The organism is Leucobacter sp. GX0328, from assembly GCF_053567315.1.
Window position 1 is genome coordinate 80652 of the sequence record NZ_JBSGPC010000002.1, and the last position, 18777, is coordinate 99428.

Below are 18777 nucleotides of genomic sequence, written 5' to 3' on the forward strand. Positions count from 1 at the left end.
CCCGGAGGGTCGATCCCAAATTACGGCCGGCGCGAGCACGGGGCATCAACCGATCGGTTGAACCGGCCCGCGGCGCGCTTCCCGGTGACGACCGGCAGCGTTCGCCGCCCGGTACGGACCCCGCTACAGGCGGATCAGCCCGCGCTTCACCGCCACCGCGATCGCGGCCTGGCGATTGTCGGCCCCGAGCTTGATGAAAGCGTGGTGCAGGTGGGTCTTCACGGTCGCCTCGCTCACGTGGATCGTGCGCGCGAGATCCCGATTCGACAGCCCGGAAGCCGCGAGCGTCAGCACCTCGAGTTCGCGGGCCGTGAGGGCTTCTTCGGCGAAGCGGCTGCGGTGCAGCAGCCGCTCGGCGATCGGCGCGGATACCGCGTCGCGCCCTTCGGCGGCGGATCGGATCGCGGCGAACAGCTCGGCCGGTCGGCTGTCTTTCACGAGGTAGCCGGCGGCACCGGCATCGAGGGCGCGCACCACGTCGGAATCGGAATCGTAGGCGGTGAACACGATGACCCGCGTCCCGGGAGAGGCCTGCACGATCGCACGGGTCGCGTCGAAGCCGTCGGGCGCATCGGCTCCGAGGTCGAGGTCGACCAGGGCGATCGCGACCTCCGCGCCCGACACCGCGGTCACCGCTCCGTCTGCGGAGCCGGCTTCGGCGACGACCTCGAAATCGGGCTGGGTGTCGAGCAGGGCTCGCACGCCATGGCGCAGCACGGGGTGGTCGTCGACGAGCAGGATGCGGATCACGGGTGCGGAACCTCCGGGACGGGAACGGGCTGCGGGGTCTCGGGCGAAGGGAGCACCGCGCCGACGACGGTGCCCCGGCCGGGCGCCGAATCGATGGTGAACTCGCCTCCGCGGCTGCGTACCCGCCACTCCATGGCGCGCAGCCCGAACCCTTCCGTCGTACCGTCGTGTTCGAAGCCCGCGCCGTCATCGGCGATGTCGACGCCGACGGCATCGGAGAAGTAGGTGAGCGTCACGTGCACGGCAGCGGACCCGGCGTGCTTGCGCGCATTGATGAGTGCTTCGCGGGTCACCCGCATGAGCGCGTGCGCCACCGGCTCCGCGACGTCGCGCTCCTCGCCGACGAGTTCGTACGCGGCACCGGCCTCGGCGGCCTGCGCCCCGAGCAGCGCCGACAGCCGCTCGGCGTCAGCGCGCGGCGACGCCAGTCCGTGCATGAGCCGGCGAGTCTCGACGAGCGCTTCGCGCAGCGCCTCGCGCACCTGCTCGATGCGCGCCGCGTCGCGCCCGCCGCCCTCCGATTCGAGCAGCAGCAGCGCGCCGGCGGTGCGCTGCACGACGGTATCGTGCAGTTCGCTCGCCACACGGCCGCGTTCGGCGAGCGCCCCGGCCTCGCGCTCGCTGCGCGCCAACTGCTCGCGGGCCTCGACCAGTTCGTCGATGAGCCGCTGCTGCTCGGACAGGGCGCGATCGAGGGCGGATTGCGCGTACGAGAGCACGAGCCCACCGAAGAACGGGCCGAGCACGAGCCCGAGATCCTGCCCCGACGACATGAGGTAGAGGCCGCAACTGACGGCGACGACGATGAGGCCCGAGACGACGAGCGCGGCCCGGCCGCTCAGCACGCGACGCACGGCGAAGAAGAGCGCGAACGCGCACCACCCGAACGACGGCGCCAGCACCACGAGCGGCAGCCAGCACGCGATCGCGACGAGCAGCCCGACCCCGAGACGGGTGCCGAGCATACCGGTCGGGTGCGGGATGCGGGGCCTGCGCGGTCCGGTCACGGCGCAGGCGTAGGCGATCCCTGTCGAAGCCGCGAGCGCGAGCACGACCGTGCCGATGCCCGCGCTCGAATGGTAGGCGAAATAGCGAATGCCGCAGACGACGAGCAGCACCGCGAAGCCGATGTCGACCGCGAGGTCCATGGCCCGCAACCGGGCGAGCGGCTGCGGGTCATGGCGCGGGTCGGTCATCGGCTCGGGCTTCCGGGATGAGCCGGGGTCAGCCTTCGGTGCGCTCGTACTGGCGGGCGCGGCCGCGGATGCCGGCGAAGCGGAACGGGGCCCGGGTCACGCGCGGGGTCTCGAAATCAGGAGCGCTCGGGTAGCTGCGGTCGTGCAGCTCGCGGTATTCGGGGATCTCGAGCGACGCGCGCGCATCGAGCGAAGCGGTCACGGCCGCGGCCGCCTCCGGGCGGAAGTAGCCCGGCTGCACGACGCCCGTGAAGAACTCGCTGACGCTGCCCGAACCGTAGCTGAAGAAGCCGAGGCGACGGCCCGCGAGGTCGGGGTCGTTGTGCAGCAGCGCGGCGAGCGCCGAGTACAGCGACGCGGTGTAGCTGTTGCCGAGGCGACGGTTGTAGATCGACCCGGTGAAGAGCCCCGTGTCGCGCGCCTCGCCCGCGGCCTCCTGCTCGGCCCGCGTGAGCGCCGCGCTGATCGGGCTCCCGGTGTGCTTCGCGAGGTGCCGCTGCCCCTTCTGCGCCATCTTCGTGAACGGCTGGTGGTAGAGCAGCCGGTCGATGTCGTCGATGCCGGAGCCGCCCTGCGCCTGCAGATCGTCCCACGAGCCGCTCAGCGCGTCGAGGTAGGCCGATACCGACAGTGCGCCCTCGACGACGGCGGTCGAGAGGTCGTTCGGCCGCCAGAAGTCGTCGACGTCGGCGGTGTAGAGCCCCGTCGCCCGTTCGATCTCGACGAGTGCCGGGTCGGCGCTGACGAGCATCGCGACCGCGCCCGCGCCCTGCGTCGGTTCGCCGGGGGAGTCGAGCTCGTACCGGGCGACGTCGGCGGCGATGACGAGCACCCGCTCCTCGGGGAATCGGCTGACGATGCCGAGCGCCGCCTGCAGCGCAGCGGTGCCGCCGTAGCAGGCCTGCTTGAACTCGGTGACGCGGACGTGGTTCGGGAGCCCGAGCAGCTTGTGCACCGAGACGCCGGCGGCCTTCGACTGGTCGACGCCCGTCTCGGTCGCGAACAGCAGCGTGCGGATCCCCTCGAAGCCGTTGCGCTCGATGATGCGCTGGGCGGCCGTGGCACCCATCGTGACGATGTCCTCATCGGGGGCCGGGAAGCCCATCTCGTCCTGCCCGAGACCGAGATGGTACTTGTTCGGGTCGGTGCCGTTCGACTCGGCGAGGCGGGCCAGGTCGATCACGTGATGCGCCGACGAGATTTCGAGGTCGTGAATGCCGATCGCGGTCATGCTGACGGCTTCTCCTTCCGCTCCATGAGCAGGTGGGCTGCCATGAGCTCACCGGGGTTGGTCTGGGCTGCGAGGAGCGACAGCTCCCCACAGAGGACGGTGGCGGCCATGAGCGCCGCGAGCCTGCGCGCATTCGCGCCGGGCTCGCGCTCCTCGCGGCAGCCGAGCCGATCGAGGTTGACGTTCACATGCTCCAGGTGCTTGCCGTTGCCCACGGTGCCGACGATGAGATGCGGCAGGGTGCATGAGAAATAGAGCCCGTCGGGGCGCTCCTCGGCGTAGGTGATGCCCTGCGACCCCTCGACGATGTTCGCCGCATCCTGGCCCGTCGCCAGATAGAAGGCGAGCAGCATGTTCGCGTAGTGGGCGTTCGCCGAGCGGATCGCGCCCGCGATCGTGCTGCCGACGAGGTTCTTGCGCACGACCAGGTCGGCGATCTGCCGGGCCGAGCTGCGCAGGCGGCGCTCGACGACCTCGTGGGGCAGCACGATCTCGGCGACGACATTGCGGCCGCGCCCGAGGATGCCGTTGACAGCGGTCGCCTTCTTGTCCGAGCAGAAGTTGCCCGAGATCGAGCCGTAGTCGATGCCGAGGCCCCACGACAGGATGCGCTCCATCAGCGCATCCGCCGACTTCGTGACCATGTTGTGGCCCGAGGCGTCGCCCGTGAGGAAGGCGAAGCGCACGAACAGCAGGTTGCCGACCACCTCGGTATGGGCCTCGAGCAGCTGCGCGTGGAGGCTGCCCGCCGAGGTGACCTCCTGCAGTTCGCCCAGGCGCGCCCGAATGGTGCGCGCCGCGGAGTCCGCGAGCACGGCGCCATCGGCGACGAAGATGACCGAACGCGTCATGCGCTCCCCGAGCACGACGGTGCGGATGCCGCCCTCGATCTCGCGCGAGATGCTCGCGCCGCGGCCGACGGAAGGCCACAGCGGCGTCTCGTACGTCGCGAGCGGCACCGAGATCTCGGCGAAGGGCTCGTCGGCGGTGATGGCGTCGCCGCTGACGCGCAGCGGGCCGACCCAGCGCGTCGGGATGAGCGTGGGCGGCGTCTCGGAGGGGCGATCTCGGTCGGTCACGGCGTCTCTCTATCTGGAAGGGTTCGGGGCATGCGGCGGGTTCGGGGCCGGCAGCGGTCGAGGGTCATGCGGTCGACCTCGTGGCGAGCGCCGCGAGGTCGATGCCGCGCAGTCGGCAGAACTCGCCGAGGCGGCCGCGTACGAGCAGGTCGGTGCGGGCGAGGTCTGCGGGGGTCTGCGCGCCGAGCAGTGCGAGGATCGCGGTCGTCTGCGCGCGCCAGCGTTCGATCGCGGTGATCAGCGCCTCGGCGCCGCCCTCGAGCACGACCTCGAGGAAGGTGCCGGCCACGCCGACCGCCCGAGCGCCCGCGGCGAGCGCTTTGACGACGTCGAAGGGGGTGCGCACGCCGCCGGAGGCGAGGAGCGCGGGGCCCTCCGTGGGCGCGTCGAGCAGGCAGGCGAGCGCCGACTGCCCGAAGCCCGAGAGCATCGAGAAGTCGTCGCCCGCGAGCTGGGCCGCGGATTCGTGGCGGGCGTTCTCGATGCGCAGGAAGTCGGTGCCGCCGCGTCCGCTGACATCGGCGTATCGGGCTCCGAGTTCGACGAGGCGCCGCAGCGTCTCGCGGCTGAGCCCGAACCCGACCTCTTTCACGACGACCGGCACCGGCGAGGCCGCGACGATCTGCTCGACCGAGCGCTGCCACGACGAGAAGTCGCGAGACCCTTCGGGCATCGCCGTCTCCTGCACCGCGTTGATGTGCAACTGCAGCGCATCGGCCTGCAGCAGTTCGACCGCGCGCACCGCGTCGTCCGCGCTGCGGCCCACGCCGATATTGGCCATGACGAAGCCGTGCGGGTTCTCGTCGCGGATCACCTGGAAGCCGGAGGCGGTCTCGGGGTGGTCGAGCGCGACCGAGACGGAGCCGCTCGCCATCGCGATGCCGGTCTCCCGTGCGGCGATGGCGATCTCGCGGTTGATGCGGGTGGTCCACTCGGTGCCGCCCGTCATGCCGTTGACGTAGAAGGGCAGCGGCCAGCGGGCGCCGTCGACGCCGGCTCCGAGCTCGACGCCGAGGTCGACGAGCGAGGCGTCGATGCCCGCGAGCGCGTGATGCACGAACTCGAGGTCGTCGAACTCGTTGAGCGAGCGGGCGTCGCCGTGCTGCGCGGCGGCCAGGCGCACGTGGTCGTCCTTGCGGGTCGCGCGGACCGCGTCGGGCGCCGCGGCGTTCGAGGCGGGCTCAATCATGCTGCCCCTCCGCACTCGCGAGCGCCGGTGCCACGGTGAGCGGCAGCCGCAGAATATCGTTCGATTCCCACTCCCGCAGGATACCGCCGAAGTCGCCGCCGGTGGAGACGAGCGCGATGCCGCAGTCGCCGCCGCCCGCGCCCGACGGCTTGGCGGCGGCGGCGTGCGTCTCCGCGGCTTCGCACAGCCGGCGCAGCTGATCGGTCTCGATCACGATGCCGCTCGTCTCGCCGAGCTGCTGCAGCAGGCGCCGCGCGCGCGACACGGCGCGCAGAGAGCGCGACGGGTCGTCGCCCGCAATGCCCGCCACCAGTTCGGCGACGCAGTCCCGGCTCTGCTCGATGAACGAGAGCTCCTGCCGGCCCGTCGCCGCGGTGCCGGCCGACCGGCCGACCTCGGCGACGAGACGGTCGGTCGAGGCGGGGGAGCCGGTCCACCCCACCAGGAGCTCGAGCGACGCCGGGGCGGCGAGCGGGGTCACCGCGAAGCCGGCCCAGGCCTCCCCCGACCGCAGCGTCGCCTCGACGCCGTGCGCCGCGCGATGCGCGCGCAGAGCGCCGCGGTCGGGGGAGCAGTAGCGCACCCATCCGCCGAACGTGCTCGCCGCGAGGTCTCCGCCCGAAGCGCGCGGCGAGATCTCGATCGTCGCCAGCAGGGCGAGCCGGCAGCGCTCCTCGAGGCCGAGGCCGAGGCCGTAGAACTCGTTCAGCACGGCGATGACCGCGACCGTGACGGCGCCCGACGAGCCGAGGCCGAACTTGCGCCCGCTCTCGTCGTCGAGCTCGCTCACGATCTCGAGATCGAAGTAGCGCGGGGCCACGCCGCGTTCGGCGCGCAGCTCTTCGACCGCGTCGATCGCCGAGAAGACGTAGTCGAGCTGCTCGCGCTCGTGCACGATGCGGCCGGTTTCGCGATCCCTGACCCAGGTCAGCGGGCTGCCCCCGTAGACCCGAGAACGCACGTGACCGGCCCCCTTCGCCTCGACGAGGCGCGCGGTGAGGGTGCGGTCGACCGCGACGAGCACGGCGGGCTCGCCCGGCTCGACGACGGCGTACTCGCCCGCGATGTAGAGCTTGCCGGGAATGCGGGCCTCGATCGTGGGGCCCTCGGTCATGCGGTCTCCGCGCCGGGCAGCAGGTGCGCCCCGCGGCCCGGGCCGACCGCGCGCACCCGGCCGTACTCGCGCAGCGCGTCGGCGACCGTCGCGGCGTCTTCCGGCTGCACCAGCACGGCGATGTTCGGGCCGGCGTCGGCGGTCGAGTATGCCTCGATGCCGCGCTCGCGCAGCCCGACGACCGCGTCGAAGATCGCGACGCTCGTCGGGGTGAGATAGCGCACGGGCGGGTCGTTCGACTGGATCACCGCGTGCATGCGCAGCGCATGCGATTCGGTGATGCGGCCGATGCGCGTGAAGTCGCGATCCCTGCAGGCCTCGAGCATCGCCGCGAGGCTCGCCTCGGTGCTCCTGACCCAGCCCTCGTAGAACGGCGAGGTGAGCGCGCTGCTGCGCATCGCCACGCGGCTCGATACGGCCTTCTGCCGCTCGTCGACCGTCACGATGACCATGTGCATCTCGGGCGCATCGACGGGCTCGGCGAACGACGTCCCATCGCCCTCGCCGGCGTGCCAGACGGCGATGCCGTCGATGACCGAACGCGCGGCCGATCCCGAGCCGCGGCGCGCCAGCCGGCTGAGCGACGGGGTATCGCCGGGAAGTCCCGCCGCTGCGGAGGCCGCCGTGGCGAGCGCCGCGAACCCCGAGGCCGACGACGCGAGCCCCGCGCCCGTCGGCGCCTCGTTCTGAGAGACGACGCGGGCGTGCGCGGTCGACCCGGCGCGCTCGCGCACGAGGTCGAGGAAGCGGGTCACGCGGCTCAGGCTGTCGCCGCTCTGCTCGACGCCGTTCAGCTCGAAGGAGTCGTGCGCCGCGCTGCCCGGCGCATCGTCGAACGCCACGGTCGTCGTCGTCGCGTAGGCGTCGAGAGTCAGCGAGAGGCTGCCGGCGGCCGGGAGCATGAGGGCCTCGTCGCGCTTGCCCCAGTACTTGACGAGCGCGATGTTCGGAAAGGCGCGGGCGGTGGCGGTGCGTGCGGCGGTCATGCGGCGGGCACCGTGGTCGTCCAGGTGCGGCGGGCACCCGCGGCGCGCAGCGCCAGTGCGATGTGCTCGGCCTGCTCGGTCGATTCCGCGAGCGCGAGCACGCAGCCGCCGAGGCCGCCGCCCGTGAGCTTCGCGCCGTCGGCGCCCGCGGCGTGCGCCGCCGCGACCAGGGCGTCGAGCTGCACCGTGCTCACGCCGAGCGAACCGAGCAGCCGGTGCGCCTCGAGCATGCGGGTGCCGAGCGCCGGGCGGTCGCCCAGGGCGAGATCGAGCACCGACCCCTCGGCGATCTCCGCCAGCTGCGAGATGGTGCGGTCGACCGTCGCCGGGTTCGCCGCGCGCAGCTCGCGCACGCCCGCGACGGCCTGCGCCGTCGACCCCGGCACTCCGGAGTCTGCGAGCACGAACGTCAGGGGCGCGCCGACCCCCGTCGGGCGCACCTCGCCGCCGTGGAACCGGATCGGCCCCGAAGCCGCCACCGCACGGGCGTCGATGCCGCTCGGGTTGCCGTGCGCAACGCGCTCGGCGCGCTGCACGACTTCGTGGAACTCGTCATCGGCGAGCTCGACGCCGCGCAGATCGGCGACCGCGCGGGTGATGGCCGCGGCGACCGCGGCGCTCGAGCCGAGACCGCGGCCGTGGGGGATCGCGCTGCGCACGAGCACCTGCACCTCTTCGCTCGCCGCTCCCGTGCTCGCGAGCGCGACGCGCACCGCGGTCACGACCGGGCGCAGCTCATCGGGTGCCGACGACGCGGTGCCCGCGAAGAGCTCGCTCTCGATGCGCATCTCGCCGCCCGGCGTCGGGCGCACGATGGCCTCGACCCCGAGCTGGTGCAGCGGCATCGCGATCGCCGGAGCGCCGTAGACGACGGCGTGCTCGCCGAAGAGGATCGCCTTCGCGTGCGCGGTGCCCGTGCCGGTGCGCGCGGGGGCGACGGCCTCGGCGGTGCCGTGGAACGCGCCGGCAACGGGCGCTTCTGCGGCGAGCGCCGCATCCGCCGCATCCGCCGCGCTCGCCGCAGGGCGCGGGCGCATCGATTGAGAGAGTTTCATGCCTATCCGTTTCGATCGACCTTCGCCCCGGTGGCGCCGCGTCGATGTGGAGGTCGACGCGGCTGCGGTGACGATGAAGGAAGAGGTGGACGGACGCGCCGTCCCTCCTCCGCAAGTCCAGCTGTCTAGTTTAGAGCATGAACCCCGAATGCGAGCATATGCTTGCCGTATGAGCACGCGAGCCGAGACCGTCGAGTTCCTCATCGACCAGTTGAGCGCCCTGCCCGGCATCCGCACCCGCCGCATGTTCGGCGAGTACTGCCTCTACTCCGACGAGAAGCCCGTCGCCTTCGTCTGCGACGACGAACTCTTCGTCAAGCCCACGGAGGCGGGCCGCGCCTACATCGGCGTGCCCGATGAAGCGCCCGCCTATCCCGGATCGAAGCTCTACTTCCGCGTCTCGGGCGACCTCTGGGAGGAGCGCGACTGGCTCTCGGGCCTCATCGCCGAGACCGCCGCGGCGCTGCCGGAGCCGAAGCCCCGCAAGCCGAAGCCCCGCAAGCCGAAGGCCGCGAACGCGGCGAAGGCGGCCAAGGCCGCCGAAGCTCTGCGAACGGAGTAGCCGCAGAAGTTCTGCACGCTGCCCGGATCGCGGAGCGGGCGCGATCGCCTAGGCGGGCGCGGCGCTGCCCGCGAGCAGTGCGGGGAAGACGAAGTCGGTGTTCAGCGGGGCGATATCGTCCCGCCGGGAGCTCGGGTCGACCCATTCGAGGTGCTCGATCTCGGCCCGCGGTTCGGCCGTGAGCGCCGCCTCGAGCAGCGGGTGCTCGAATACGGTCGCCTCGACGACGTGGCCCGGCTCGTTCGCCGCCGCGGCCCGGAAGACGCCGAGCGGGCGCAGCAGCGCGCCGTCGAGCGCCAGTCCGAGCTCCTCGGCGCACTCTCGCACCGCGGTGTCGCGCGGATGCTCGTCGGGCTCGTGCTTGCCGCCCGGCAGCATCAGCGAAGCGGTGCCGCGCTTGCGCACGTTGAGCACGCGGCCGGCGGCGTCGCGCATGACGACCGCGCTGACGCGGATGATGCGTTCGCCGCTCATGCGCGGGCCTCGGGCGCGTCCCCGGCGGCGACGGCCTCGGCGCCGGGGTCGGCCGACAGCGCCGAGTAGTCGGCGAGGGTCAGCCGGTCGGCGATCACCGGGAACTCGGCCCGCACCTCGTCCACGCGGCCCGTATCGATCTCGACGACGATGGTCTCCTCGCCGTCGCCGCACTCGGCCACGACGCGCCCCGTCGGGTCGGTGACCCGGCTGAACCCGCCGAGCTGCACGCCGCCCTGGCTGCCGCAGGCGTTGCAGGCGAGCACCCACAGCTGGTGCTCGACCGCGCGCGCCTGCGTGAGGGTGCGCCAGTGCTCGCGCCGCGCCGCGGGCCAGGCCGCCGGCACCGCGACCGCCTCGGCCCCGCGCGCGCTGATCTCCTGCCACAGGCCCGGGAACCTGAGGTCGTAGCACGTGGTGCTCGCGAGCTCGCCGATGGGGCTCGGTACGACGCTCAGCGTGCCGCCGGGGGTGAGCAGCTCGGTCTCGCGCGACTGGTATCCGAACACGTGGATCTTGCGGTAGACCTGCGCGATGCGCCCTGCCGCGTCGATGAGCGCGGTCGTATTGCTGAGCCCGCCGTCTGGGCCGCGTTCGATGAAACTGCCGAGGTGCACGGACGAGCCGAGATCCTGCGCCACCCGACGCGCCATGGTCACTGTCGGGCCGTCGAAGTCCTCCGCGAGCTCGTCGTAGCGGTCGAACGAGAAGTAGCCGGGGCTCCACAGCTCGGGCAGTACGAAGAGGTCGACGCCGTCGTGCGCGCGCAGCAGCGCCTCGACGCGCGCGATGCGGGCCTCCCGGCTCTCGTCATCGGGGCTGGCGATCTGCAGAAGGGCCACAGTGCTCGTACTCATGCTCCCAGCCTACGACCCCTGCGCTGCATTCTGCAGGGATCGCCGGCCTCTGCGGTCGGGTGCAAGAATGGCAGCATGAGCATCGACACCGCCGAGCTGCCCGAACCGGAGGGGCCCGAGGATCGCCCGTCGCCCCCGGGGAATCCCGGTTGGCTGAGCGAAGACGAGCTCGCGTTCGTGCGCGGCCGATTGCCGGTCGTGTACGTCGAGGCCGTGCCCGTGCGGCTCGACGGCCTCGGGCGGGTCGCCGAGGTCGGCCTGCTGCTGCGCGGCACCCCGGAGGGCGGCATGACGCGGGCCCTCGTCTCGGGCCGTGTGCGCTACGGGGAGACGCTGCGCGAGGCGCTCTTCCGCCACCTCGAGAACGATCTCGGCCCGATGGCGTTCCCGCAGATGCCGTCGGCGCTCGTGCCGGCGCAGGTCGCCGAGTACTTCCCGATGCCCGGCATCTCGGCGTACGTCGACGAGCGCCAGCACGCGGTCTCGCTCGTGTACGTCGTGCCGGTGACGGGGTCGTGCAGCCCGAGGCAGGATGCTCTCGAGGTGACGTGGATGTCGCCGGAGGAGGCGCTGTCGCCCGAGATGCTCGACGAGATGTCGGGCGGCCGCGGCGCGCTGCTCAGGCAGGCATTGAGCACCGTCGGCTGCTGACCCCGTGAGTTCATTCGGATTTGCGATCTCATTCGGATGGAACCCGGTCGAATCGTCCGAGTGAGCTCGCAGATCCGAGGGAACACACGGGCTGCAGCGGGTCGGCCGGCGCCGACCCTTGCTGCGAGCGGCGGACGCTCACGGCAGTGGGCGACTCCCGCGAGGGTTCGGGACCGAAACCGGGTTGGGAGCAGCGGAGAAGTCCGCGGGCATTCCCTCCCCAGCCGCCTTCGGCCCTCGGCAAGCCCTGCGGAGCCGGGCGCGGCAGCCGCACGGTTCGACCCGGCGAGGTGGAGGTTCCCTTCGAAGCGCGGAGCCGTATGCACCACCGTGAGGGGCGCAATGGTGCTTTCGGCTCCACATGAGCCGATGATCGAGCTCGTGGGGGTATTGCGCCCCTACCCCTGGTATTGCCAGGTGATGATGTGCTCGCGCGAGAACCCCTTCGTGCACTGCCCGCAGGAGGTGACGCGGGTGGGTCTGCGGAACCGGTAGTGCCGATGCCCGGAGGGGCAGAGCCCGGCCCAGGGGGCGTGCTCGTGGGCGATGTCGCCGTCGTGGGTGCGACCGCCGACATAGCCGATCTCGCCCGCCGTGCGCTTCCACTTCGCCCCGTGGCCCGCGGCATGGCCGACCATGGCGTGGGCGATCTCGTGCAGCAGCACCTGGTGGATCTCGTCGTCGTCGAACTTCGCGGTGAGGTACCGGGACACCGTGATACGCCGGTCGGTGTAGTTGCAGAGGCCCGCGCGGCGCTTCGCGTGATCGAAGTCGAACGTCCACGAGCCCTCGCCGAAGAGGGGGTCGAGGTGCATCTTGATGAGCGCCCCGGCCCAGACCCGTACCCGTGCGAGGTCAGCCACGTTCGAACAGCTCCTTCGCGGGGAGCGGCGACGCCTGCGCGGTCGCGTCGGTGACGGCCTTCGCGCCGCGCACGAAGTCGTCGAGCTCGCGACCCACGAGCATGCGGGCGGGATGCGGGCCGCCCGCGAGCAGGCGCGGCAGCCAATCGAGGGGCTCGAGCTCATCGGCGGCCGTCGTCCCCGGTGCGCCGGCGGCGACGAGCACCACGTTGCCGAAGCGGCGGCCCTTGAACACCTGCGGTTCGGCGATGGCGGCGACCGCCCCGAAGAGCGTGCGCAGGGTCGCGACCTGGCCGCGCACGAAGTGCTGCCCGGCGCCGTCGGCGGCGTTGATGACGACGACGCCGTCGGGGGCGAGGAACGGGCGCAGCAGCTCGTAGAACTCGGTGCTCGAGACGTGCGCGGGAGTCTGCGCCCCCGCGAAGATGTCGACGACGACCGCGTCCATGGCGCCGTGCATGCCGGCGGGCAGGCGCTCGAGCACGGCTCGCGCATCGCCGCGCCGCACGCGGATGCTCGCGCGGCGCGGCAGCGGGGCCGCCCCGCGCACCAGGTCGACCAGCGCGCCCTCGAGCTCGATGACCTGCTGCCGGCTGCCGGGCCGGGTGGCCTCGACGTACCGGGGCAGGGTGAGGGCCCCGCCGCCGAGGTGCATGACCGAGATCGGCTTCCCCGGGGGCGCGATGAGGTCGAGTACGTGCCCGATGCGGCGCACGTACTCGAAGAAGAGGTCGGAGGGGTCGCGCAGGTTCACGTGCGACTGCGGGGTGCCGTCGACGACGAGCTGCAGGCTGCCCGGCACCCAGCGGTCCTCTTCCATCGCCGCGACGAGGCCCGACGAGAGCACGACGGGCTCGGGGAGGTTCACTCGGGTTCCCGGCCGGCGAGCCCGAGCTCGTCGATCTGCCGCAGCATGTCGGCGTTCGAGGGTTCGACCTGGTGGCTCGAATCGGGGTAGACGATCACCGGGATGTTCGTGCGGCCGCTGATCTCCCGTGCGATCTCCGCTGCGGCGGGTTCGGCGACGAGGTCGACGTAGCGGTACGGGGCGCCCGCGCGATCGAAGATGAGCTTCGCGCGGCGGCAATCGGCGCACCAGTCCGCGCCGAAGATGATGGTCTCGGTCATGCCGTCCAGCCTACGCTCGGCCGCCGGCACGATGGTTCGGCGCTGCCAGAGCCGCGTTGCGTAGGCGGAGCAGTTGTCTGTCTGTGAGGAGGTTCCATCGCCGCCAGACGAGTTTCCCGATGATCAGCGCGATCGCTGCGGTCAGGGAGATCGCGCCGGCGACGATCGAGACGATCGTGCGGTCCGTTGCCGCGACGTCGAGTACCGCGGCGAAGGTGAAGGTCCAGATCATTCCGAGGAAGAGGAGCGTGAAGCACAGTATCGTGCTTCGTTCGAGAGGACCGCCGGATGAGAAGTCTGCGGCGAGGCGCAATGCGAGTGAGAGGCTGATGATTCTCAGGGCGGCTGAGAGCACGGCCGCCCACACGCCGACCTCATGCAGCACGATATCGAAATCGGTGCCGAGGCCGAGGGCCAGGATGCAGAGCAGCACTGCGATGCGCCTATCGGCTCGAGGGTGAGGATGACGGATGCGCCAGAAGTTCTTGACGCGCCTCCGAGCGTTCTCGTTCTCGAGAATTCCCGGGTCGCGCCAGAACGCTGTGAAGAAGCTGCACGTCTCGAAGATGAGGAAGAGCACGAATGCGAGTAGCGATAGGGCCTGCAGCCACGTTCCTTCGAGGAGGAGCGAGTAGCAGATGAATGCATTGAGCGCTGCGAAGAAGACGAGTACGAGAGTGAGGGCGAGCCCGAGGGCCCGGGCGTCCGCGTATTCGCTCTTGATGTCGAGGACATCGTCGGCGTTCGCCTGCGCAGGTGCTCGAACGATCTGCCGCCACTGCTGGAACAGCCGTTCGCAACGACCTGCCACGCGGAGCAGCGAAACCGTGATGGCGACGCCGACCGCTGCCACGCCGGCGACCGCTGACCATGCGGTGCTGTCCCGGGTCTCCGGCTCGGAGAAACCGAGCGAGGACGGATACTCGGGAATGCTCGAGTATGCGATCATCGTGAGCAGCACCGCGAGCATCAATACGATGATGGAAACGGCGATCAAAGCGGGCAGCGCCTGTCCGGGGTGCGAAGTTCGCGAGGTCATACGAGGATTCTCGCGCAATAGGTCAATTCGGTGCGCGTGCGGGCTCGAGGCGAGGGGCCGGCCGAGTCCAGAGCGCGCGGGCGAGAATCGCGGCGGCGGCGCCGAGCAGGGCGCCCCCGATCGTGTCGCTCAGCCAGTGCGCTCCGAGCGCCGTGCGGCTCCACATCATGAGCACCGCCCAGGCGACCGCGGCGACTCCAGCGGCTCTGCGGGTGCGCGCGGATACCCCTTCGGCATATGCGAGGACGAGTGCGATCGACACCGCGAGCGCTGCGGCGCCCATCGAATGCCCCGAAGGGTACGAACTTCCGTGGGTCGGGTAGAGCGCTCCGCCCGGTCGGGGTCGGAGCACGAGCGACTTGAACAGCTCGGAAGCGAGTACGCCGAAGACGAGTGCGGTCGCGAGGGCCGCCGCGTCGCGCGGGCGGCGCTTCACGAGCAGCAGCGCGGCGCCGAGTGCCCCGGTCGCGGCGACTCCGGTGGCCGCCCCGATCTCGGCGCAGAACACGGCGACGGCGTACGGTGCCGATCCCTGCGCAACCGCCGCGACGCCGCGCCACCACGAGTCGATGCCGAGCGGCGATGCGTCGACGAATCTCAGGTACGCTCCGAACGCCGCCACCGCTGCGATCGCGATGATCGCGACAGGGATCGCCGCGGCCGGGAGAGATGGGACGTGCGGGCGGGCGGGGGAGCGGTGCATGCCGACACGATAGCCCGCGGCCGGAACGCCGGGCTGGGAACAGGGGAAGCGCCGATCCCCGGCGAGCCGACCGTCGCCCGCATCTCTGCACCTGTGCCGCGCCCGCTCGGTCGGGGCCCGCGCACCGCCGCTCGGACGGGTATCGGTAGCGCGGCGCAGAATGATAACGACTCGCGCTAGACAGGTCAAGACGAGCGTGTTAGTGTTGATAGCTGCACTACGGACACCAGTGTGCCTTCATATAGCGGAGGGCCTCGGGAGCTGGCGCGAAAGCGCAGATGAGCCTCGCCCGCGTGATCCGATGCACTTCTCGCAATACCAGGTCAACCGGCCCGACGGGGCCCACGGAGGTAGTTTCCTTGGCTGCTGCGCGCAACGCATCGTCAACTGATAACCCGAAGAACGGTCGCAACCACTCGCGACTCTCCTTCGCCAAGATTTCCGACACGCTGTCGGTGCCGAATCTTCTGGCACTGCAGCTCGAGAGCTTCGATTGGCTCGTCGGCAATGATGTGTGGAAGGAGCGCGTCAAACAGGCCCAGGCCGAAGGACGCGACGACATCGCACTCAAGAGCGGACTCGAGGAGATCTTCGACGAGATCTCACCGATCGAGGACAACGCCGGCACCATGCAGCTGTCGTTCGAGAACCCGATCCTCGACGAGCAGAAGTTCACGATCGAGGAGTGCAAGGAGCGCGGCAAGACCTACGCGGCACCCCTCTACGTCGAGGCGGCGTTCATCAACGCCGAGACCCGCGTCGTGAAGAGCCAGACGGTCTACATGGGCGATTTCCCCATCATGACCGACAAGGGCACCTTCATCATCAACGGCACCGAGCGCGTCATCGTGTCGCAGCTCGTGCGCAGCCCCGGCGTCTACTTCGAGCGCGCCCAGGAGAAGACGTCGGATAAGGACGTCTTCACCGCACGCGTGATCCCGAGCCGCGGCGCATGGCTCGAGTTCGAGGTCGACAAGCGCGATCAGGTCGGCGTGCGCATCGACCGCAAGCGCAAGCAGTCGGTCACCGTCTTCCTCAAGGCGCTCGGCATGACGAGCGAGGAGATCCTCGAGGAGTTCGCCGGCTACGAGTCGATCGCGCTCACCCTCGAGAAGGACGGCATCCTCACGCAGGAGGAGGCGCTCAAGGACATCTACCGCAAGCAGCGCCCGGGCGAGCAGGTCGCCATCGAGGCAGCGCGCGCCCTGCTCGACAACAGCTACTTCAACTCGAAGCGCTACGACCTCGCGAAGGTCGGCCGCTACAAGATCAACCGCAAGCTCGGCATCGACGCGCCCATCACCGATTCGGTGCTGTCGCTCGAGGACATCGTCGCGACGATCAAGTACCTCGTCGGCCTGCACGCCGGTACCGAGACGCTTCCGGGCGTGCGCGACGGCAATGAGGTCGAGGTTCGCCTCGACACCGATGACATCGACCACTTCGGCAACCGTCGCATCCGCGCCGTCGGCGAGCTCATCCAGAACCAGGTGCGCACCGGCCTCAGCCGCATGGAGCGCGTGGTGCGCGAGCGCATGACCACGCAGGACATCGAAGCGATCACCCCGAACACTCTGATCAATACGCGCCCCGTGCTGGCCGCGATCAAGGAGTTCTTCGGCACCTCGCAGCTGTCGCAGTTCATGGATCAGAACAACCCGCTCGCGGGCCTGACCAACAAGCGCCGCCTCTCGGCGCTCGGCCCCGGCGGCCTCTCGCGAGACCGCGCAGGCGTCGAGGTGCGAGACGTGCACCCGTCGCACTACGGCCGCATGTGCCCGATCGAGACCCCTGAAGGCCCGAACATCGGCCTGATCGGCGCGCTCGCGACGTTCGCGCGCATCAACGCATTCGGTTTCATCGAGACGCCGTACCGCCGCATCGTCGAGGGCAAGGTCACCGACCAGGTCGACTACCTCACCGCGCACGAGGAGGACGAGTTCCTCATCGCCCAGGCCGGCGCTCCGCTGACCGACGACGGCAAGTTCGCCGATGCCCAGGTGCTCGCGCGCCCCCGCGGCTCCGAGGTGATGCTCGTCGATTCCGAGCGCGTCCAGTACATGGACGTCTCGCCGCGCCAGATGGTGTCGGTCGCGACATCGCTCATCCCGTTCCTCGAGCACGACGATGCGAACCGCGCGCTCATGGGCGCGAACATGCAGCGCCAGGCCGTGCCGCTGCTGCGCAGCGAGTCGCCGATCGTCGGCACCGGCATGGAGGGCTACGCCGCAGTCGACGCCGGTGACGTGATCACCGCGCAGCGCGCTGGCGTCATCGCCGAGGTGTCGGCCGACTTCGTCACCGTCCAGGAGGACGAGGGCGGCACGAAGAGCTACTTCATGCGCAAGTTCGACCGCTCCAACCAGGGCACGAACTACAACCACCGCGTCATCGTCAAGGTCGGCGAGCGCATCGAGGCCGGCGAGGTCATCGCCGACGGCCCCGCGACCGAGGACGGCGAGCTCGCGCTCGGCAAGAACCTGCTCGTCGCGTTCATGTCGTGGGAGGGTCACAACTTCGAGGACGCGATCATCCTGAGCCAGAACCTGGTGAAGGACGACACCCTCTCGTCGATCCACATCGAGGAGTACGACATCGATGCGCGCGACACCAAGCTCGGCAAGGAGGAGATCACCCGCGATCTCCCCAACGCCAGCATGGAGGCGCTGAAGGATCTCGACGAGCGCGGCATCATCCGCATCGGCGCCGAGGTCAAGCAGGGCGACATCCTCGTCGGCAAGGTCACCCCGAAGGGCGAGACCGAGCTCTCTGCGGAGGAGCGCCTGCTGCGCGCCATCTTCAACGAGAAGAGCCGCGAGGTGCGCGACACGTCGCTCAAGGTGCCGCACGGCGTCTCGGGCACCGTCACCGCCGTCAAGGTCTTCGACGCGGAGAACGACAACGACGACGACCTCGGGTCGGGCGTCAACCAGCGCGTGGTCGTCTACATCGCCCAGAAGCGCAAGATCACCGAGGGCGACAAGCTCGCCGGACGCCACGGCAACAAGGGCGTCATCTCGAAGATCCTCCCGGTCGAGGACATGCCCTTCCTGGAAGACGGCACCCCGGTCGACGTGATCCTGAACCCGCTCGGCATTCCCGGCCGCATGAACTTCGGCCAGGTGCTCGAGATCCACCTCGGGTGGATCGCGAAGCAGGGCTGGAAGATCGACGGCAACCCGGAGTGGGCGGCCAACCTCTCGGAGGCCGCGCGCCAGGCCGCAGCCGGCACCAAGGTCGCGACCCCGGTGTTCGACGGCGCGACCGAGAAGGAGATCGCTGGTCTCCTCGACTCGACGCTCCCGACCCGCGACGGCGACCGCCTCGTCGACTCCAGCGGCAAGACGCGCCTCTTCGACGGCCGCTCCGGCGAACCGTTCCCGTACCCCGTGTCGGTCGGCTACATGTACATCCTGAAGCTGCACCACCTCGTCGACGACAAGATCCACGCGCGTTCGACCGGTCCGTACTCGATGATCACCCAGCAGCCGCTGGGCGGCAAGGCGCAGTTCGGCGGCCAGCGCTTCGGCGAGATGGAGGTGTGGGCGCTCGAGGCGTACGGCGCGGCATACGCGCTGCAGGAGCTGCTCACCGTCAAGTCCGATGACATCCTCGGCCGAGTCAAGGTCTACGAGGCCATCGTGCGCGGCGAGAACATTCCGGAGCCGGGCGTGCCCGAGTCGTTCCGAGTGCTCATGAAGGAGATGCAGTCGCTCTGCCTGAACGTCGAGGTGCTCGGCGCCGACGGCCAGGCCGTGAACCTGCGCGACAACGACGACGAGGCCCACCGCACTGCGGAGGAGCTCGGAATCAACCTCTCCAGCCGCTTCGAGACCTCGTCGGTAGACGAGATCTAAGCGATCGCCAGACTTACAGTTTTCTTTTACCCCAAGGAGAAAC

Annotated in this window: 18 protein-coding genes; 3 read left to right on the top strand and 15 right to left on the bottom strand. The window is 70.5% G+C overall.

What is annotated here, in order from left to right; genetic code table 11:
* Positions 1-123: 123 nt before the first annotated feature.
* The 8 genes from ACUYTF_RS08510 to mvk form a co-directional block, all read right to left on the bottom strand.
* Complete coding sequence (locus ACUYTF_RS08510; RefSeq protein WP_434142374.1) at positions 124-750, bottom strand: response regulator; 627 nt, start codon at positions 748-750, stop codon at positions 124-126.
* Positions 747-1946, bottom strand: coding sequence for an ATP-binding protein (locus tag ACUYTF_RS08515; protein WP_434142376.1), 1200 nt, complete (start codon positions 1944-1946; stop codon positions 747-749). The genes ACUYTF_RS08510 and ACUYTF_RS08515 overlap by 4 nt, the downstream gene beginning before the upstream one ends.
* A gap of 28 nt (positions 1947-1974) precedes the next feature.
* Positions 1975-3177 carry a hydroxymethylglutaryl-CoA synthase gene (locus ACUYTF_RS08520; protein ID WP_434142378.1) on the bottom strand — a complete coding sequence of 401 codons (1203 nt, stop codon included), beginning with the start codon at positions 3175-3177 and terminating at the stop codon, positions 1975-1977.
* Positions 3174-4256, bottom strand: coding sequence for a hydroxymethylglutaryl-CoA reductase (locus ACUYTF_RS08525; protein ID WP_434142379.1), 1083 nt, complete (start codon positions 4254-4256; stop codon positions 3174-3176). The genes ACUYTF_RS08520 and ACUYTF_RS08525 overlap by 4 nt, the downstream gene beginning before the upstream one ends.
* Positions 4257-4320: 64 nt before the next feature.
* The gene (gene fni / locus ACUYTF_RS08530) at positions 4321-5445 is read right to left on the bottom strand and encodes a type 2 isopentenyl-diphosphate Delta-isomerase (RefSeq protein ID WP_434142381.1); all 1125 of its coding nucleotides are present in this window, start codon (positions 5443-5445) and stop codon (positions 4321-4323) included.
* The gene (locus tag ACUYTF_RS08535; RefSeq protein ID WP_434142383.1) at positions 5438-6559 is read right to left on the bottom strand and encodes a phosphomevalonate kinase; all 1122 of its coding nucleotides are present in this window, start codon (positions 6557-6559) and stop codon (positions 5438-5440) included. The genes fni and ACUYTF_RS08535 overlap by 8 nt, the downstream gene beginning before the upstream one ends.
* Positions 6556-7545 (bottom strand): diphosphomevalonate decarboxylase, encoded by a 990-nt coding sequence (gene mvaD / locus ACUYTF_RS08540; protein WP_434142385.1) that lies wholly within the window; start codon positions 7543-7545, stop codon positions 6556-6558. Before mvaD ends, ACUYTF_RS08535 begins: the two co-directional genes overlap by 4 nt.
* A complete protein-coding gene (mvk, locus tag ACUYTF_RS08545; RefSeq protein ID WP_434142386.1) occupies positions 7542-8600 on the bottom strand; it encodes a mevalonate kinase in 1059 nt (352 codons plus the stop codon). Before mvk ends, mvaD begins: the two co-directional genes overlap by 4 nt.
* A gap of 169 nt (positions 8601-8769) precedes the next feature.
* On the opposite strand from mvk, the gene ACUYTF_RS08550 reads away from it, so the two are divergent.
* On the top strand, positions 8770-9162 hold the full coding sequence (locus tag ACUYTF_RS08550; protein ID WP_434142388.1) for a TfoX/Sxy family protein: 393 nt from the start codon (positions 8770-8772) through the stop codon (positions 9160-9162).
* 48 nt (positions 9163-9210) lie between these two features.
* Here ACUYTF_RS08550 and ACUYTF_RS08555 read toward each other — a convergent pair whose 3' ends face one another.
* Together ACUYTF_RS08555 and ACUYTF_RS08560 are read right to left on the bottom strand one after the other, a co-directional pair.
* Positions 9211-9636: an NUDIX domain-containing protein gene (locus ACUYTF_RS08555; protein ID WP_434142390.1), complete on the bottom strand. Its 426-nt coding sequence runs from the start codon at positions 9634-9636 to the stop codon at positions 9211-9213.
* A complete protein-coding gene (locus ACUYTF_RS08560) occupies positions 9633-10493 on the bottom strand; it encodes a nitrilase-related carbon-nitrogen hydrolase (protein ID WP_434142392.1) in 861 nt (286 codons plus the stop codon). Before ACUYTF_RS08560 ends, ACUYTF_RS08555 begins: the two co-directional genes overlap by 4 nt.
* A gap of 75 nt (positions 10494-10568) precedes the next feature.
* Here ACUYTF_RS08560 and ACUYTF_RS08565 point away from each other — a divergent pair, with 75 nt between their 5' ends.
* Positions 10569-11144 carry an NUDIX hydrolase family protein gene (locus tag ACUYTF_RS08565; RefSeq protein WP_434142393.1) on the top strand — a complete coding sequence of 192 codons (576 nt, stop codon included), beginning with the start codon at positions 10569-10571 and terminating at the stop codon, positions 11142-11144.
* Between the two features lie 398 nt (positions 11145-11542).
* Here ACUYTF_RS08565 and ACUYTF_RS08570 read toward each other — a convergent pair whose 3' ends face one another.
* Genes ACUYTF_RS08570 through ACUYTF_RS08590 form a run of 5 tightly spaced genes read right to left on the bottom strand, consistent with a single transcriptional unit; the run spans position 11543 to position 14877 of the window.
* Entirely contained in the window at positions 11543-12007 is a 465-nt protein-coding gene (locus ACUYTF_RS08570) for a SprT-like domain-containing protein (protein WP_434142394.1), read from the bottom strand.
* Positions 12000-12827, bottom strand: a complete 828-nt coding sequence (locus tag ACUYTF_RS08575; RefSeq protein WP_434142768.1) for a fused MFS/spermidine synthase — start codon at positions 12825-12827, stop codon at positions 12000-12002. Before ACUYTF_RS08575 ends, ACUYTF_RS08570 begins: the two co-directional genes overlap by 8 nt.
* Positions 12828-12871: 44 nt before the next feature.
* A complete protein-coding gene (locus ACUYTF_RS08580; protein WP_434142395.1) occupies positions 12872-13135 on the bottom strand; it encodes a glutaredoxin domain-containing protein in 264 nt (87 codons plus the stop codon).
* A 10-nt stretch (positions 13136-13145) separates the two neighbouring features.
* Positions 13146-14174 (bottom strand): hypothetical protein, encoded by a 1029-nt coding sequence (locus ACUYTF_RS08585; RefSeq protein ID WP_434142396.1) that lies wholly within the window; start codon positions 14172-14174, stop codon positions 13146-13148.
* A 22-nt stretch (positions 14175-14196) separates the two neighbouring features.
* Positions 14197-14877 carry a phosphatase PAP2 family protein gene (locus ACUYTF_RS08590; RefSeq protein WP_434142397.1) on the bottom strand — a complete coding sequence of 227 codons (681 nt, stop codon included), beginning with the start codon at positions 14875-14877 and terminating at the stop codon, positions 14197-14199.
* Between the two features lie 359 nt (positions 14878-15236).
* Between ACUYTF_RS08590 and rpoB the strand changes: the two genes are divergently transcribed.
* On the top strand, positions 15237-18734 hold the full coding sequence (gene rpoB / locus ACUYTF_RS08595) for a DNA-directed RNA polymerase subunit beta (protein ID WP_434142398.1): 3498 nt from the start codon (positions 15237-15239) through the stop codon (positions 18732-18734).
* The last annotated feature ends 43 nt before the right edge of the window (positions 18735-18777 follow it).

What these genes read in the sequence shown, in the direction of transcription:
- ACUYTF_RS08515 (WP_434142376.1), bottom strand. Translation starts at nt 1,946, where the DNA reads ATGACCGACCCGCGCCATGACCCGCAGCCGCTCGCCCGGTTGCGGGCC.
- ACUYTF_RS08520 (WP_434142378.1), bottom strand. Translation starts at nt 3,177, where the DNA reads ATGACCGCGATCGGCATTCACGACCTCGAAATCTCGTCGGCGCATCAC.
- fni (WP_434142381.1), bottom strand. Translation starts at nt 5,445, where the DNA reads ATGATTGAGCCCGCCTCGAACGCCGCGGCGCCCGACGCGGTCCGCGCG.
- ACUYTF_RS08535 (WP_434142383.1), bottom strand. Translation starts at nt 6,559, where the DNA reads ATGACCGAGGGCCCCACGATCGAGGCCCGCATTCCCGGCAAGCTCTAC.
- mvaD (WP_434142385.1), bottom strand. Translation starts at nt 7,545, where the DNA reads ATGACCGCCGCACGCACCGCCACCGCCCGCGCCTTTCCGAACATCGCG.
- mvk (WP_434142386.1), bottom strand. Translation starts at nt 8,600, where the DNA reads ATGAAACTCTCTCAATCGATGCGCCCGCGCCCTGCGGCGAGCGCGGCG.
- ACUYTF_RS08550 (WP_434142388.1), top strand. Translation starts at nt 8,770, where the DNA reads ATGAGCACGCGAGCCGAGACCGTCGAGTTCCTCATCGACCAGTTGAGC.
- ACUYTF_RS08555 (WP_434142390.1), bottom strand. Translation starts at nt 9,636, where the DNA reads ATGAGCGGCGAACGCATCATCCGCGTCAGCGCGGTCGTCATGCGCGAC.
- ACUYTF_RS08560 (WP_434142392.1), bottom strand. Translation starts at nt 10,493, where the DNA reads ATGAGTACGAGCACTGTGGCCCTTCTGCAGATCGCCAGCCCCGATGAC.
- ACUYTF_RS08565 (WP_434142393.1), top strand. Translation starts at nt 10,569, where the DNA reads ATGAGCATCGACACCGCCGAGCTGCCCGAACCGGAGGGGCCCGAGGAT.
- ACUYTF_RS08575 (WP_434142768.1), bottom strand. Translation starts at nt 12,827, where the DNA reads ATGGAAGAGGACCGCTGGGTGCCGGGCAGCCTGCAGCTCGTCGTCGAC.
- ACUYTF_RS08580 (WP_434142395.1), bottom strand. Translation starts at nt 13,135, where the DNA reads ATGACCGAGACCATCATCTTCGGCGCGGACTGGTGCGCCGATTGCCGC.
- ACUYTF_RS08585 (WP_434142396.1), bottom strand. Translation starts at nt 14,174, where the DNA reads ATGACCTCGCGAACTTCGCACCCCGGACAGGCGCTGCCCGCTTTGATC.
- ACUYTF_RS08590 (WP_434142397.1), bottom strand. Translation starts at nt 14,877, where the DNA reads ATGCACCGCTCCCCCGCCCGCCCGCACGTCCCATCTCTCCCGGCCGCG.